We start from the raw sequence: 16,174 nt of genomic DNA, 5'->3' as shown, positions 1-16,174 counted from the left end.
GTACTTATTTCGTGATATAATAAAAAAACAATCGGGGGTGTGCCTTATGGATGGGGAAAAAGAGACAAGTAAATTACTTCATGAATTAAAAAAAGCGACAAATCTACGCCAGGTTTTAGATGAAAACGAGGCGGAATTTAAATCAAGTGAAATGGTTACATATTTAAAAGAGTTATTAGTAGAGAAAAAATTAACAAAAGCTAGCGTCATTCGTGCGGCAAGACTCCATGAAACATATGGCTATCAGATTTTTAGTGGAGTTAGAAGACCTTCTCGCGACCGGACTATCGCGCTTTCTTTTGGTTTTAAGCTTTCAGGTCATGAAGCGAGTCGATTACTAAAATATACGGAATATCCACCTTTATATGCGAAAAACCGCCGAGATGCTATTATTATTTTTGCACTGGATCACGGTTATACTTTAGATCAAACCAACGATTCTTTATACGATTTGGAAGAGGCGCTTATTGAAACTTTCAAAGAGGAAAAACCGCTTATTTAGATTAATCTAGAAATCAGGTATAATAAAGAAAGACTTACTTGATTGGAGACTAGTTATGATAAATAAACAATTGATTTTACAAGCAGCAACTAGTGAAAAAAACGCTGGTGATTTCCCGAAAGTTATACAAGGTTTTAAGGAATTAGGTATTATAAAATATCAGTTTTTAGTTCAAAAAGGCGTTTATGTATTTTGGGATGAACAGGATAATATGGTAGAAGCCCAGTTAAATGGCGTTGCTATGCCTGTTTCTAAGGAAAGTTCAGCAGAAAAATTACGCGAGGCAATAAAACAAGCACAAGCGGGACGGATAGATTTTGAGAAATTTATTGAATTAGCAGGTTTGGCAGGAATCGAACTGTGGGAAGCCGATTTAACTGCAATGAAAGTGAGGTATATAGATAAGGCTAGTGAGAATTTGGTGATTGAACCCATTCCTGGCATTTGAATTCAAAAGACAATAATTTATTGTCTTTTTTTAGTACTTTTAAAAATTGGGAAATATGTTAAGCTGAAAAAGGTGAAAGAAGAGAGGTACGGAAAATGGATATGATAACATACTTTCTAATAGCGCTTAGTACGAGTGTTGTGGGGAGCTTTTTAGGTATTGGTGGCGGAGTAATACTTTTGCCAATTTTACTACTAATGGGCGTTTCTCAAGGAACTGCGGCTTTTAGTTCTGCGCTGACGGTTTTCACGATGGCGATTTTTACTTGTAGTATTTATTATAAACGGAAGCAAGGAAACGTAGGATTAGCACTAAAAATTGCTATAACGAGTATTCCAACTACTTTTCTTGGTGCAATCGTGAACCAAATGCTGCCAGAAGCGGTTTATCGTTTTATGTATGGTGCCTTAATCGTGATTTTATTACTTCTGATGGTTTGGAAAAAGAAACGCAACAATGAAAAACCTCATTTTTTAAGCAAATATCGGATAATGCCTTATTTATTTGGGGTAATTATTGGGTTTTTAGCTGGTTTATTTGGAATCGGTGGCGGGCCAATCGTTATACCAATTTTATTACTTATTTTTATGCTAAATCAAAAGACTGCCTCTGCGACTTCAAGTTATGTGACGCTACTTACTTCTCTTGCAAGTATCGGCTCCTACGCGATTGTTGGTGGAAGTGACTTTTCGATTGGTATTTATATGATACCTGGGGCAATTTTAGGCGCGCTTATTGGAACAAGGTTAAATAAACTTTTGGATGAAAAATGGATTGCTATTCTGTTTAATATTTTGCTAATAGCCCTTTTTGTTTTAAATTTAATTAGAATTTAACGAATTACAAGCTATGAAAATTAGCTTGTTTTTTGTTGTGACGCTATTTTATGTTAAGCTTAGAAGGAGTAGGAGGGGTTATGATGAAAAGGAACTGGCAAGACTTTGTTGCATTTTTACTAACAATCCTAACTGTAACTTGGATAATTTTAACTTGGGGATTACATATTTCAGATATTGTACCGGGAGGAGAAAAAGGCATCTTTTATCAATTAATTCCACTTTTTTTAGGAGTTATTTCGACAATCAGTGTTTTTTTCGTGAAAGAAAAATTGGTGAAATGGATTTTGCTTGGTTTTAATATTTTATTACTCATTTTAATTTATTTTGTATACCATATTGGGGAAATAGGGATATTGTAAGCGGGGGTTGATAGGATGGATGAGCCAACGGAAGCGGTAATCTATCAAATTTTATCTAAAACAGAAGAAAAAAACGCGACGATGGATCACTTAGTTTTTGAAATGATGCAATTTCCGGGAGCTGCCGCATTTACGAAAAATGAATTACTTCTTGGCGTCTACTGGTTAGAAACATTTAATTATATTTTTCGGAGCACAGAAGATCATACGACAAGATATTTTCGAACAACAAAAGGCCACGAAAAATTAGCAGAATTAGAACTTAAAAAAAGAAAGGCTTGAATTCCTAAAAAATAGGTATTCAAGCCTTTCTTTATATATATTTTGCCATAGTGATGTCGGTATTTTCGAAACCAACTTTATTGTACAATTTAATGGCGGTTTGGTTATGGGCGAAAACGTGGAGTTCGATTTTAGTGATGCCCATTTCTTTTGAAAGAACATCTAGCGCTTCAAGTGTTTTCGTACCAAAACCTTGGCCTCGAAATGCTTCGAAAATCACAAAATCATAGATGAAAGCCTGTTTTTCATCAACATGGAACCATAAATAACCGATTTTTTGGTCAGTGAAAATGCTATAGAGGTGCTCATTTGGTGTAGTAATTCCGTCATAAAGTAATTTGTTGAAAGAAGCTTTTGAATTGCTTAAGGCTTCGTCTTTGGACCATGTGCCGGCTGCTATTTTTTCTGCGGCATAGTCTGGAATTGCGGTAGTTAAAAAATCTTCTAAATCAGAAGTAGTCATTTTTTGTAAATGTAAGATAGGGTTTCCTCCTTTTATTTATGCTCGGTGAAAACTTGCATATTGGATGAATTTACGTGACATTTTAATATGGCCCGCTTCGTTTGGATGAATGCCATCAGCGCAAAGTAAATTCTCATAGTGGAACTCGGCAAGAAAACTATCACGAATATCGATAAGATGGCTACCTGTTTCTGCTGCAATCCGCGAAATAGCATTGCTGTACCTTTCCTGCCAGCGATAAATCATCTCGACATCGCCACCCAAAAAGTGGAGAATATTTTCTTTGCTTAGGCCACTACGCGTAATGAAATCAAAATAACGTTTGGCGTGAAGGGGAGGCAGTGTCATTAAAATCGGTTTAATATCTAATTTTTTAAGGCGTTCAATCATTTCAAGTAGTTGCGTTTCAAAAATGTCTAAAGGCGTGCTTGGAATGTGTTCTTTATCTGGATTTTCAGACACTTCTGCCCAATTGAAATCACAGTCATTTCCGCCAAATTCGATGATGGCAATGTCATTTGTTGCGTCTTTTTCCAAGTCTTTTGTTAGAATTTCGTGGCCTTTTGTTATCGTCCGACCCATTGTGGAATGATTTTGAAAAGTCAGGCCAAGTTTTTCAGATGCTCGTTTAATGCAGTTGTTTTTAAGCAAAGTATAGCGGTTTTTTTCTGGATTGAAAAGAACGCCTTTCATAATACTATCGCCCCAAACACCAACTGACTGAATGGTTTTCTTCATAATCATCACTCCTTTCATTTATCATACCATAAAAAAAGCAAAAGACGCGCTTTGTATCTCTAAAAAACGCGTCTTTTACTTTTTAATTTGTAGCTTTGTATAAATAGATTTTCCAGTAAGATGCTTTGTTATTAAATGCTTTTTCGAAGGTTAGTCCAATCTCAGAAGCGTTGTCGATTGGAACGGCAGACAAGATATATTCGCCGCCAACAGCTTTAAATGCATCTATATTAAAGTCTAGTTTTTTAATATGTTTTTTCGAATCTTTGCCGAAATCGTAGTTTTTCCCTAACTCGGCAGAAAATAAATAACAACGATTTCCCCAGTTATCATAATAATCTTCTAGAACGGGGCTTTTGTCTAGTTCGCCAGCGATGATTTTTCGAAAGGCTCTTTTATAAGCAAGTGGATAAGAATTAACGTAGCCATCCACAGTGTAAAAGCCATTTTCTTGGGAAACAGACGGGTGCAGACCAATGCTACCAACGCGGTAACTTGATTGCGGTTTACCAATGTAATTTTTTATTTCTGTAAATTGCTCCGTCGCATAAAATTGATTGATGCTAGGTGAGCCATTTCCAGTCCGGTAGTAAATCTCAGAATTATTCGCGAAAACGACGACAAGCTGCAACACAATTGCTAAATAAGCTAATTTTCGCCACCAATTTCCTTTTTTGATTAAATAAACGATTGCGATTGCGAATAAACCATAAAATAAAAACGGTTGTAAAAAGTGAAAACGTGAAAAATTAAAAGTCCGCATAATTTCTACATTTTCTTTGATCCAGTTCCAGCCACGATACCACCAAAAACCGTACCAAAATGATAAAAATAAATTAAACCCAAATAGCCATAAAAACAGTTTTTCTTTGACCCATTCTCGTTTAATAATGATTAATACAAGAACGAGAAGCAATATCGGCAAAATAACAAATCCAGCTAGAGCCTGATCGTGTGTGTGTCCTACAATGAAATTTTTAATACTAAGTCGAATGGAACTTAAAAGTGATAAATCTGGCAAACTAAATTCGCTTCTTGAATCTGGTGTTGGGTTTATGAACATCGCATAAATAAAACGATAATTTACTAGCGCGTATAACAACCCCATGTAAACCATACTGAGTAAAAAGCGAATATTGACTTGTTTTTTCTTAATAACATCATATAACCAGATACAGCCAACCATTACTAAAAAGAAACAAAATCCTAATATTAAACTAGAATAAAATGGGAGCAGTGTCAGTATAACTACATTCCAGATTCGCCGCTTGTTATTTCTAATGTTTAAAAACGCCCACAAAGCAAGTGGCATCCCTAGCGTACTGAGCATACCTGATGGCCAAAAAGGCGTCAGTGCAAAAGCTAAAGAAACAAAATAAAGCGGTACGAGATATTTTTTATCTTTAATGAGATAATCCCTTGCCCATAAAAACAATCCTAAAAATGCAAATACACGTGTGATTAATTGACTCACTGCAAATGCAATAGGTGTACTGAAAATCATATAAAGCCAATCAATTCCAACAAATTCTGAATCAAATGAATCTCTTGGGACACTATCATCCATTATTTGATCAATATTTGCTGTTCCAACTTTTGCTGTATAATCCCCGCTATCCAAAACCATTTTGTACCACGTCACATTGGAATCTAAATTATCATGTATCCTCACGTGACTATTCCCGCCAAGAATAAACAATGGAGCGACATAAATTACCAATAAGAGTACTGCAATAATTAGCCACTTATGCTTTTTCCACATAGTTCTCCTCCTTCATTATCTCTAATATATATGTACCCGAGAAAACTATTTTCAATTATACCAAAGGAAACTACATTTGTTCATTAAAAAGGGGTAGGTGATTGGAAATACAGTTTAAAAACATATGCCTTAGTAAAAAAACGTTCAATAAAGAGGGAAGTTAATCCAAGTAATCTTGGGTCGGCTTTTCTTTTGAACTAATCAAAATCGGGTATACAGATAGAAATGAAATAGGGGGGCTTCATGATGAAAGAAGAACTATTACAAGCAATCGAAGTCGGAGAGCCAGTTTTACTTGTGACAGCTATTGGATACATTGTTGGGATTGTAGAAACTAAAGGAGAATTGATTCGTTTGGCAGATGTATATATTAATTGCATATCAGCTTCCCGAGTGAATCGCTTTAGTCGAGGGTTGGCAGTGAATATCAACCAAGTAATCGGTATGCAACTACTAAGCAAATCAGAAAAAGACGAAATGATTGGCGGCTGGAAAGCATATGTGGCGCCAACAGCAGGATGATAGAAATTAGGAAAAGTTATGAATAGCTTTGACGGTCAAAATATATCATCAAACATATCCACCACAATTAGATTTAAATAAAATAGCAAAATAAATGAGAGAGCCTTGGCATCATGCCTAGGCTCTTCCTACTTTTTCGATTTAATGGTAGAGTAAAAGAAGCGAATTTTGCAGGAGGAAACCATGATTAATTTAATTTTTGATATTGATGACACAGTTTATGACCAACTAAAACCATTTGAAGAGGCCTTTAAAACCATTTTTGGGAAATCAGACCGCCTGAAAATCGAAAATTTATATATTAAAAGCCGATTTTATAGTGATGAAGTGTATCATAAGGTTGTTCGAGGAGAAATGCCAAAAGCAGAAATGCACGTTTATCGGATTACGCAGGCATTGAACGATTTTGATTACCAAATTACAAAAAAAGAAGCAGAAGCATTTCAACACGCTTATGAACAAAACCAACGCAAAATCGAACTTTCACCCGGAATTAAAGAAATTCTCACTTGGGCTAAAAAGAAAAATATAACGATGGGAATTATTACAAACGGGCCAAAAGACCATCAACAACATAAAATAAATGATTTACAAATAAACGAATGGATTCCAGCTGAGCATACTTTTATTTCTGGTGGAGTAGGCATCGAAAAACCAGACAAAAAAATATTTGAGCTAGTAGAGGAACAAGTCGGTATTAAGAGCGCGGAAGCCTATTATATTGGCGACTCTTTCGAAAATGATGTGATTGGTTCCAAAAGTGCCGGCTGGAAATCAATTTGGCTAAACAGACGACAACACATACAACCTAACAATGCCGCTTACCAGCCAGATTATTGTATTAAAAATGAACAAGAACTAGCTGCTTTGTTGCGAGATTTATTATAAATACTAAAATCTTTTCCTTTATTAGGAGAAGGTTTTTTTGTTGTAAATTGACAAATTTATTTAATAAGGATATTATAGAGTCATTAAGTCTTTAATTAAGAAGGTGAAAGTATGAAATTTTCAAAAGCAACCAATTATGCGCTACATACGATGGTTTATTTAGCAAATTTGTCTCCGGAAAAATCTGTAGGAGTGAAAGAACTTGCAACCAAGCAAAATGTTTCGCCGACATATCTTTCTAAAGTGTTAACAATGCTAGTAAAAGCTGGTTTCGTTGAGTCAGTAACAGGTGTAAATGGCGGTTATAAATTAGCTGAACCCGCAAATAGTATTAGTTTTTTAGATGTTATTCAAGCTATCGAAGGAAAAGCTGCTTTCTTTCACTGTGACCCAAAAAATCATAGCGAAAGTCAGCCGCACTGCTTAATCGGCGAAGTAATGAATAAGGCAGAGCAACAAATGGAAGACTATTTAAGCAAGCAGACTGTAGGTAGTATTGTCGTAGAAATTGAAAAACATCAACATTAAAGGAGTGCTGAAAATGAATCATCACCATCATCACCACAATCACCACGGGGAAGCTGGTTTTAAGAGGAAAGTAGATTATTTGGATCGACCTGAACGGAGCGAAGTTTTATCACCAGAGGAATTTTTACAGAGGGTCCCAATGGAAAAAACAGCGAGCATTTTAGATTTAGGAGCAGGAACAGGATTTTTAACGATTCCGGCAGCGAAAAAGGTTGAAAATACTGTTTTTGCATTAGATTTAGATACGAAAATGTTGGAATTAATTGAGACGAAAGCGAAAACAGCTAAATTAGCCAATGTAAAAACATTAGAAGCAAGCATGGATGCTATTCCGCTTGAAGCTAGTTCGGTGGATGTTGTGCTGGCATCGCTCGTGTTACATGAAGCGGGTTTACTTCTGGATGTTTTGCGTGAAGTAAGTAGAGTCGTGAAACCAGGTGGCTACTTTGCTACCATAGAGTTTGATACACAAGGAACGGATTTGAAAGGTCCACCAATGGAAATTCAAATTTCAGCTGAGAAATTGAAGGAAGAGCTTGCAGGATTTGGGTTTGAAGTATTGCAGAACTGGGAGCTTGATGAGGGAATGTATGTGAGTATTGCGGAGAAAAAAGCCTGAATTTCGAGAAGTATAAATAGATAAAATTTGAAGAGTAAATTGAATAAATATAATATGTTATACAGCTGTGTTAACTAGTTCAACAGAGGATGAAGAGCATAAATTTGAGTATGAAAAAGGGAATAACCATGCTGTGACATTTAAGCAATATAGGACTAGTGGGCTTGTGCCAACTGACTATGGAAGTAAAAAATTATACGCGTTCAGATATCAAGATATAAGAAGTGTTGGTTCAGTTAAAAAGAAAGATATGAATAAACAGCTAAAAAGTGCAGGCAAATGGTTCTTTAACTCTTCGCCATATTAAGTAATAAAAGGGGAGAATAATGAAAAAGTTAGTTATATGGTTTTTATTAATAATATATGCAGTAGTGTACTGTAATGTTTTATTTAATGTAATTAAATATCAAGAAGGGTCATTCTTTTCTGTTTGGTTTCAAATAATTGCAGTATTTTGCTTTTTAGCTTCATGTTTATATTTTTATAAATGTAAGAAGTTTATACTAAGTGGTTTAACGGGGAGCCTTGTGTTATTTTTCTTAGTTAGCATAGTCGTTAGTTTATAATAATTTTCAAATTTAAAAGATGTTTTTAAGAATAGGTGATAGGATATAATCAACTATTTTTTGAATACTTAATTAGGAGAACACAAATAAAAAAGGTTGACTACTGTTCAAATAGTTTCTTGAGCAGTAGTCAACCTTTTTATTTCTACGGAGAAACGGGGATTCGAACCCCGGCGCGGCATACACCGCCTAACAGATTTCGAGTCTGTCCCCTTCAGCCGGACTTGGGTATTTCTCCACTGTGACATAGAATGCCGACAAGAAGTATTGTATAATAATATTAACAAAAATACCAGTGTTTTTTATAAAAGGAGCGTGCTAAATGGAAAGAAAATTGGTTCAAGAAATTAATTTACTAGAAAATAAAAAATTGGTTATGAATTTGAATATTGCTGCGATTGTTATTGTGCTTGTGTTAACTGTTTTAGGAATTGTTTTTTCAGGCGGTTTCCAGATTACAAATGGTTTGGCGGGGGTTATGTGGCTTGGAGTAGGTTATTTAGTAGCAATTGTTATTCACGAAGCCGTACACGGGATTTTCTTCAAAGCTTTTCGCCCAGAATCAAAAGTGAAATTTGGTTTTAAAAATGGGATGGCTTATGCTGGAAGCCCCGGAGCATTTTATTCGAGAGCGCAATTCTTTATTATTTCGATTGCGCCATTTATCGTTCTTACGGGATTGTTCATTTTTCTGCGTTTTCTCGGTGTGAATGAAGCAGTTCTATATTTAATTTTTGCCTTACATACATCAGGTTGTGTCGGTGATTTTTATTACTGCATTCTTTTGATTAATCAGCCAGCTGGGATCGTTGTGGAGGATACGGATAAGGGAATTAGTTTTTATTCAGAAGGTTAAGCTTGGTAACGATTTCAACAAAGTGTTAAAATAAGGATATACTTTTAGAAAGAGGTGCTTGATTTTGAAACGAATAACAATTGGTAATAGCGATTTAACCGCTTCAGAAATTTCGCTAGGATGTATGAGAATGGCGGATCTTAGTAAAGAAGAGGCGAACAAAGTAATTAATACAGCACTTGAAAACGGTATTGATTTTTTTGATCACGCGGATATTTATGGCGGCGGTAAATCAGAGGAAGTCTTTGCTGATGCAATTGATATGAATGCAACTGTTCGTGAAAAAATGATTCTTCAATCAAAATGCGGAATTCGTCAAGGATTCTTTGATTTTTCAAAAGAGCACATTATTTCTTCTGTGGAAGGTAGCTTGAAACGCCTGAAAACAGATTATTTAGATACACTATTACTTCATCGTCCGGATACACTTTTTGAACCAGAAGAGGTAGCAGCGGCTTTCACAGAACTGGAAAAAAGTGGAAAAGTTCGTCATTTTGGCGTAAGTAATCAAAACCCAGGTCAAATCGAATTACTAAAAAAATACGTAGACCAAGAATTAATTGCCAATCAACTGCAATTTAGTATTATGCATACTGGTATGATTGATACTGGTTTTAACGTAAATATGACGATTGATCCTTCTCTTGATCGCGATGGCGGGATTTTGGAATATAGTCGCTTACATAATATGACTATCCAAGCTTGGTCTCCGTTCCAATATGGTTTCTTTGAAGGAGTTTTCTTAGATAACGATAAATTCCCTGAATTAAACAAAGCAATTGATAAAATCGCTGCTGATAAAGGTGTAACTAATTCGGCAATTGCGGTTGCATGGGTTCAGCGCCATCCAGCAAGCTTCCAAACAGTAGTTGGTACAATGAACCCAGGAAGAATCGCTGATATTGCAAAAGCTTCTGACGTAACACTTAGTCGCGAAGAATGGTATGAAATTTACCGTGCGGCTGGAAACCAATTACCTTAATGTAAACAGACACTTGGGCTTTTTGCTCAAGTGTTTTTTTATGTGTAATAATGATAGTGAAATTCATTCTCAATTAGAAATAAATTTTATCAATTAGTTTGATATGATTTTTAAAAAGTGCTATAATAACAAGTGAGTTAAGGATGTTTCCTTTAAAATTTAATTATAATAATTATTGTTTAGTCTGTTTTTCGCAGTTGCGAAAGCAGATTTTTGTGTTTTTTAGGGTAATGGGAATCATTATCATTTGGAGAGGATGAGCATTATGAAAGACTGGATGGAGCGGAATTGGCAGTTTGTAACGACTGGTATTAGTGGGGTTTTAATTGTTGTCGGTTGTTTAATCGGGAATGATGTCGGTGATTTTTGGACAGCGGTGATTTTCTTGAGTGCCTTTGTTATTGGCGGATTTGAACAAGCTAAGGAAGGGATAGCGGCGACGATTAAAACGAAAAAACTTAATGTAGAGCTTTTAATGATATTAGCGGCTACAGGGGCTTCAATTATTGGTTATTGGTTTGAAGGCGCCATACTTATTTTTATTTTCTCAGTTAGTGGGGCATTAGAAACGTATACGACGAATAAAAGTAAGCGCGAAATCACGAAATTAATGGCTTTTCAACCGGAACGAGCTTTTCGTTTTCTTCCAAATGGTGATGTTGAAGAAGTAGCTGCAAAAGATTTGCAATTAGATGATAAAGTACTCGTTCGACCTGGGGAAAGTGTCCCAATTGATGGTGTGATTGTTCGTGGTTCAACAACTTTGAATGAAGCAGCAATCAATGGTGAATCGGTTCCAGTTGAGAAAACTGTTGATGCTGAAGTATTTGGTGGGACAGTTAATGTCAGCAGTGCTATCACTATTAAAGTAACACAAACTTTTGATAATACGATTTTTAGCAAGATTATTCGCTTAGTAGAAACCGCCCAGAGTGAACCTTCAAAAACCGCTCGTTTTATTGAGCGATTTGAGGATGCGTATGTTAAAGCAGTATTATTGTTTGTTTTAGTGATGATGTTTTTACCGCATTTTGCACTCGGTTGGTCTTGGAATGAAACTTTTTATCGCGCGATGGTTTTACTTACTGTAGCTTCTCCTTGTGCGCTAGTTGCTTCGGTGACTCCAGCGACTTTAGCAGCTATTTCTAATGGAGCACGTCACGGGATTTTATTCAAAGGCGGCGTACACTTGGAAAATTTGCGCGGTGTAAAAGCAATTGCATTTGATAAAACGGGAACTTTGACAAACGGAACACCTGAACTAACAGACCAAATATTTAAAGAACACATCGATAAACAGCAAGTAATAAATGTGGCGGCAGCAATGGAGCGGCAGTCTTTGCACCCATTAGCCGCAGCAATCACCAAAGCATTAGATATCGAAGTAACGGATAAATTAACAGAAATAGAAGTAACGGATGTGCCAGGTTGGGGAGTGCAAACTAGCTACAAAGGCGAAACTTGGCAAGTCGGTAAAGCCGGTTACGTTGGGGCGGAAAATGCTGTCAAGTTTTCAAATGGCGCGTTTGAAAGGCTTGCTAGCGAAGGGAAAACGATTGTATATGTCGCTAAAGAAGGCGAAATCGTTGCGATGTTTGCGCTCAAAGACACTTGCCGACCTGAGGCGATTCGGACCATTCAAGCTCTAAAAGCAAAAGGTATTAAAACAATTATGGTAACAGGAGATAATGCACAAACTGGCGCTGCAATCCAAGCTGAACTTGGTATGGATAGGGTTGTTTCTGGATGTTTGCCTGAGAAAAAAGTAGATGTTTTAAAAGAACTATCGGTGACTTATGGAAGCGTGGCAATGGTTGGTGACGGGATCAATGATGCTCCAGCGCTTGCCCATGCGGCTGTTGGCATTGCGATGGGCGAGGGAACGGATATTGCAATGGAAACAGCAGATGTTGTTTTAATGAAAAATGACTTAGAGAAAATCCCGTATGCCTACACGCTATCCGAACGACTTAACTGGATTAGTTGGCAAAATATTTGTTTTGCAATTGCCGTGATTCTGCTCTTAATAACAGCGAACGTTTTTCAAGTAATCAATTTACCGTTCGGCGTTGTGGGACATGAAGGAAGCACGATTTTAGTTATTTTAAATGGACTTAGACTACTTAAGTCCAACCGGAAATAGTGATTCATTTGACTGCTCGTCTATCTCTAGTCTAAGATAGATGAACAGTTTCTTTTTAGAAAAAAAGGGGTATTGCATGATAGATTGGAGATGAGTGCATGAGAAAGATTAACTGGACACAATGGATAGCGCTGTTTGTTTTTGCATCAATGGGAATTTCAGTCGTTTTTACTATCTATGAAATTTTTAACGCACCAATAAAGCAACCAGCAACTGGACCGCATGTGACATTACGAGGGGATTATATCTTTTTATTATTTGAAATTTTACTAGGAATTTTTATTTTGTTATTGCCTTCCATTATTGCACGACGCTTCAAATTTGAAATACCTGGACTGGTTTATATTTTATTTATTGTTTTTTTGTACGGCTCGATTTATCTTGGAACCGTTCAAAAATTCTATTCAACTGTGCCGCACTGGGATAAAATCTTACATACTTTTAGTGGGGCGATGCTTGGAGCTATTGGCTTTTCGTTCGTTAGCTTGTTAAACGCAAATGATAAAGTAGTGATGAAACTGAAGCCTGGTTTTATCGCAGTCTTTGCATTTTGTTTTGCTGTAACGATGGGCGCATTCTGGGAAGTGTATGAATATACTTTTGACGGGATTATGAACTTAAATATGCAACGCTACAACCTATCAAATGGTACACCTCTAACTGGGCGAGCAGCTCTAGAAGATACAATGACGGATATAATTGTTGATATTATTGGCGCTTTATTCATCGTCATTGTAGGCTATTTCGCACTGAAAAAAGGTCGACCTTGGATGGAACGCTTTGAATTCAAACGAAAAAACTGGAAAAAAGAACCAAAGACTAAGTAAAATCCAAAAAGCATTTGAGCTGACTCAGATGCTTTTTTAGTTGCACAAAAACGCCGACAACTTTGGGTCCATGAAATGATTGACTGCATCTTAGAACTTTTCTACACTGAAATTGAGAAGAAAATTTTTAAAGGAGTGAGAAAATGTTTTTAGATACGGGGAATTTAGAGGAAATGAAGAAAGCGCTTCAATTTCCGTTTTTTGAAGGTGTAACTACGAATCCAACCATTTTACTGAAAGAAAATCAGCCCAGAAAAACCCATATTGCTCACATTCCAGCAAAATTAGTATTTGTCCAAGCAGCGGGATTAACAGAAGAAGAAATTTGGGAAGACGTGCTGAGAATTCAAGAAATTAAGCCAGCTGAAGGGACTGTTATTGGCTTGAAAATCCCTGCCCATGAAGCCGGGATAAAAGTTATTGCTACAGTTCGCGCTAAGTTTCCAGATGCGATTATTTTAGCAACGGCAATTTTTTCATCCGAGCAAGGTTATATTGCGGCTCTTTCTGGGGCAGACTATTTAGCGCCGTATTACAATCGCATGGAAGTAAGTGGTTTAGATGCAGCGAAAACGATAGAAGAATTGCGCTATGTTCTAGATTTACAAGGTCTTGAAGAAGTGAAAATCATGGGGGCGAGTTTTAAAAACAGCCGCCAAATTATGCAAGCATTAGCGAGTGGGGCGGACACGGTAACGATTGGTTATGATTTATTCTTACAAATGATGAATAAACCACTCGCACTCGAAAGCATTGAAAAATTTAACGAACATAATGCAGCTTTACCTAAATGAAAAAAAGGAAGTATCCATGATATTGGATACTTCCTTTTTTTATTTGTCTTCGTCGCGTAACGGTAGATTATTTACGTAGCTATCAGAATACTGCAAGAGTTTGCGACTTGTTTCGAATCGCTTCTTCACTTCATCTGACAGTTCTTTATTTGTTCCGTTATAATTCGTTGCTGCTCCGGTTTCAAAGCTTTCGTCTGGCTGATACATATAAGAATCAGTGAAATAGCTTCCTTCAGGCATAGTATATCGTTCAGGAACATAATTGTTTGTTGAATTGAGAATATCAGTACCAAACATTATTTGATTGCCTGTATTAATACCTAATAAATTCATCACAGTTGGCATAATATCAATCTCACCGCCAACATTTTTGATTTCACCAGGGTTTTTCATTCCTGGATAATGTAGGAAGAACGGGATACGGTAATCGTCTGCTGGATCTGCTTTAAGCTCGGTAGAACGATTGACGTATTTTTTCTGTTCTTCTGGAAGTTGATCTGTTTTGATAATATGGTGGTCTCCGTAGAAAACGACTACTGAATCCTCCCAAATGCCACTATCTTTTAATTTTTGAATGAAAGCGCCGAGTTGTTTATCCGCGTAATGAACCGCTTCAAAATAATTACCAAGTTCTGTATCTTTTAAATCACTCGGTAAGTTGATTTCTTGCTTTTCTTCAGGGATGTTAAATGGCATATGACTACTTACACTAATTAATTGCGCATAAAATTTTTGATTGTTTTTATATTGTTTTTCTAAGATAGGGAACGCTTTGTTGTATAATACTTCATCACTTGGAGAGAAGCCAATTACGTCTTCATCGCCAAAGAATTTACGATCATAAAATTTATCAAAACCAACTGCCGGATAAAACTCATCTCGATTATAAAAACTAGCGTCATTTGTATGGAAAGTGGACGTTGTATAATCATTTTTACCAAGTAGTCGAGGCATAGATGGAATGACCCGGTCGCCGTAAGTTTGGGTATTTGTATAGTATCCGCTCGGGAAAGTGGATGTATAAACAGACCATTCTGCGTCGGCTGTATTTGATTTAGAAACTGTTTGGAAAAACTTATTGGAATACATTGTTTCGTTTTGTAAACTATCTAGCGTTGGAGTGATTGACTGTCCATCAATTTTAATATTTGTTAAGTTCCGCTGAAACGATTCTAATTGCACGATAATCAGGTTTTTCCCTTTCGCAGCTCCAAAGTAATCCGGTTTTTCTTTTAAATCCACGCCTTTAATATCACGAACGTTTTTGGCGGTAATGTCTGCGGCTTTAACATGATCAGTTCCAGCAAGAGCAGTACTAATATTAAATGTAAAAATTCCCATCCGCTTTGCTCGTTTCGAATCGCTAATGATATTTTGTTGCATCATAAAATAAGTAAATCCGCTAAGCACAAGTAAAGTACTTAAAAACGATACGCCATAAATACGTTTAGTTAGGCGGAATGACGGAAAAACATGGCCTTTTTTTATGCTGAAGTAGAGGATAAATGGAAGTAAAATAATATCCATGATGTAAAGCCAATCAGTTCCACTAAGTAAACTAGTAGCGCTTGTTTTTACGACACCGACTTCTCCGATAAGTGAGAAACTATGATACGTAGGAACTTCATTATAGAAGCGGGCATAAAGTACGCAAACTAACATAAGAATGCCGATAAATAAAGACATTCTAGCATACCAATAAACGTGAGAACGAACCGGAGCAAATAAATGAATTAGCCCAAGTAATAATACGATAAACAGCAGGTCCATTCCTAGCGCCAAGAAATTGGGATCTTTAAAAATCTGGAAATAGGCAAAAGTGAACTTACTAATAATTAATAAAAAATAAAATAAAATCAATTGAATTCCTCTTTCTAGCATGCTTTGTGCCGAATACGCACAAATCCATTCTCTCTAATTTTAGCCTAATCATGCTTACAGTGCAAATCATGAAAGATGATTCAGATATATTTGGGTAATAGGTGCTATTTTAGGAAGTTATAATTAGTTTTGTATTTTTTTTCACAATTTTATTGACCTTTAAAGCGCAAAAGTA

Annotated in this window: 18 protein-coding genes and 1 tRNA gene; 14 read left to right on the top strand and 5 right to left on the bottom strand. The window is 36.3% G+C overall.

Going from position 1 to position 16,174, the window contains the following annotated elements; translation table 11 throughout:
- Positions 1–46 precede the first annotated feature (46 nt).
- From AC4PG0_RS05215 to AC4PG0_RS05195, 5 genes are all read left to right on the top strand, one after another.
- On the top strand, positions 47–502 hold the full coding sequence (locus AC4PG0_RS05215; RefSeq protein ID WP_003765745.1) for a hypothetical protein: 456 nt from the start codon (positions 47–49) through the stop codon (positions 500–502).
- 55 nt (positions 503–557) lie between these two features.
- Positions 558–950, top strand: a complete 393-nt coding sequence (locus tag AC4PG0_RS05210; protein WP_010990524.1) for a DUF1398 domain-containing protein — start codon at positions 558–560, stop codon at positions 948–950.
- Between the two features lie 95 nt (positions 951–1,045).
- Positions 1,046–1,786 carry a sulfite exporter TauE/SafE family protein gene (locus AC4PG0_RS05205; protein ID WP_003770794.1) on the top strand — a complete coding sequence of 247 codons (741 nt, stop codon included), beginning with the start codon at positions 1,046–1,048 and terminating at the stop codon, positions 1,784–1,786.
- A gap of 83 nt (positions 1,787–1,869) precedes the next feature.
- A complete protein-coding gene (locus AC4PG0_RS05200; RefSeq protein WP_010990525.1) occupies positions 1,870–2,148 on the top strand; it encodes a hypothetical protein in 279 nt (92 codons plus the stop codon).
- Between the two features lie 15 nt (positions 2,149–2,163).
- Positions 2,164–2,430 (top strand): DUF3116 family protein, encoded by a 267-nt coding sequence (locus AC4PG0_RS05195; protein ID WP_003760828.1) that lies wholly within the window; start codon positions 2,164–2,166, stop codon positions 2,428–2,430.
- Between the two features lie 31 nt (positions 2,431–2,461).
- Here the strand turns inward: AC4PG0_RS05195 and AC4PG0_RS05190 are convergent, their stop codons facing one another.
- From AC4PG0_RS05190 to AC4PG0_RS05180, 3 genes are all read right to left on the bottom strand, one after another.
- Entirely contained in the window at positions 2,462–2,911 is a 450-nt protein-coding gene (locus AC4PG0_RS05190; RefSeq protein ID WP_492167508.1) for a GNAT family N-acetyltransferase, read from the bottom strand.
- A gap of 18 nt (positions 2,912–2,929) precedes the next feature.
- Positions 2,930–3,631, bottom strand: coding sequence for an SGNH/GDSL hydrolase family protein (locus AC4PG0_RS05185; RefSeq protein WP_185505279.1), 702 nt, complete (start codon positions 3,629–3,631; stop codon positions 2,930–2,932).
- A gap of 82 nt (positions 3,632–3,713) precedes the next feature.
- On the bottom strand, positions 3,714–5,393 hold the full coding sequence (locus AC4PG0_RS05180) for a DUF6044 family protein (RefSeq protein ID WP_033533313.1): 1,680 nt from the start codon (positions 5,391–5,393) through the stop codon (positions 3,714–3,716).
- Positions 5,394–5,639: 246 nt separating this feature from the next.
- On the opposite strand from AC4PG0_RS05180, the gene AC4PG0_RS05175 reads away from it, so the two are divergent.
- From AC4PG0_RS05175 to AC4PG0_RS05160, 4 genes are all read left to right on the top strand, one after another.
- A complete protein-coding gene (locus AC4PG0_RS05175; RefSeq protein WP_160464148.1) occupies positions 5,640–5,915 on the top strand; it encodes a hypothetical protein in 276 nt (91 codons plus the stop codon).
- A gap of 183 nt (positions 5,916–6,098) precedes the next feature.
- Positions 6,099–6,803, top strand: coding sequence for an HAD family hydrolase (locus AC4PG0_RS05170; RefSeq protein WP_492167376.1), 705 nt, complete (start codon positions 6,099–6,101; stop codon positions 6,801–6,803).
- A gap of 111 nt (positions 6,804–6,914) precedes the next feature.
- Positions 6,915–7,331 carry an Rrf2 family transcriptional regulator gene (locus AC4PG0_RS05165; RefSeq protein WP_185481790.1) on the top strand — a complete coding sequence of 139 codons (417 nt, stop codon included), beginning with the start codon at positions 6,915–6,917 and terminating at the stop codon, positions 7,329–7,331.
- Between the two features lie 13 nt (positions 7,332–7,344).
- On the top strand, positions 7,345–7,950 hold the full coding sequence (locus AC4PG0_RS05160; RefSeq protein ID WP_492167377.1) for a class I SAM-dependent methyltransferase: 606 nt from the start codon (positions 7,345–7,347) through the stop codon (positions 7,948–7,950).
- A gap of 714 nt (positions 7,951–8,664) precedes the next feature.
- Here AC4PG0_RS05160 and AC4PG0_RS05155 read toward each other — a convergent pair.
- Positions 8,665–8,754, bottom strand: a tRNA-Ser gene (locus AC4PG0_RS05155).
- A gap of 84 nt (positions 8,755–8,838) precedes the next feature.
- Between AC4PG0_RS05155 and AC4PG0_RS05150 the strand changes: the two genes are divergently transcribed.
- From AC4PG0_RS05150 to AC4PG0_RS05130, 5 genes are all read left to right on the top strand, one after another.
- Entirely contained in the window at positions 8,839–9,372 is a 534-nt protein-coding gene (locus AC4PG0_RS05150) for a DUF3267 domain-containing protein (protein WP_185561098.1), read from the top strand.
- A 64-nt stretch (positions 9,373–9,436) separates the two neighbouring features.
- The gene (locus AC4PG0_RS05145) at positions 9,437–10,354 is read left to right on the top strand and encodes an aldo/keto reductase (protein WP_409353673.1); all 918 of its coding nucleotides are present in this window, start codon (positions 9,437–9,439) and stop codon (positions 10,352–10,354) included.
- A 265-nt stretch (positions 10,355–10,619) separates the two neighbouring features.
- The gene (locus AC4PG0_RS05140; RefSeq protein WP_492167378.1) at positions 10,620–12,497 is read left to right on the top strand and encodes a heavy metal translocating P-type ATPase; all 1,878 of its coding nucleotides are present in this window, start codon (positions 10,620–10,622) and stop codon (positions 12,495–12,497) included.
- A gap of 98 nt (positions 12,498–12,595) precedes the next feature.
- On the top strand, positions 12,596–13,324 hold the full coding sequence (locus AC4PG0_RS05135) for a DUF2238 domain-containing protein (RefSeq protein WP_003770816.1): 729 nt from the start codon (positions 12,596–12,598) through the stop codon (positions 13,322–13,324).
- A gap of 143 nt (positions 13,325–13,467) precedes the next feature.
- Positions 13,468–14,118: a transaldolase family protein gene (locus tag AC4PG0_RS05130; RefSeq protein ID WP_492167379.1), complete on the top strand. Its 651-nt coding sequence runs from the start codon at positions 13,468–13,470 to the stop codon at positions 14,116–14,118.
- A 39-nt stretch (positions 14,119–14,157) separates the two neighbouring features.
- Here the strand turns inward: AC4PG0_RS05130 and AC4PG0_RS05125 are convergent, their stop codons facing one another.
- A complete protein-coding gene (locus AC4PG0_RS05125; protein ID WP_492167979.1) occupies positions 14,158–15,978 on the bottom strand; it encodes an LTA synthase family protein in 1,821 nt (606 codons plus the stop codon).
- Positions 15,979–16,174 lie beyond the last annotated feature (196 nt).

The organism is Listeria sp. MAN/IMW/UF464 (genome assembly GCF_058683955.1).
The sequence above is the reverse complement of the archived record's forward strand: the minus strand, read 5'-3'. Positions and strand labels throughout refer to the sequence as shown.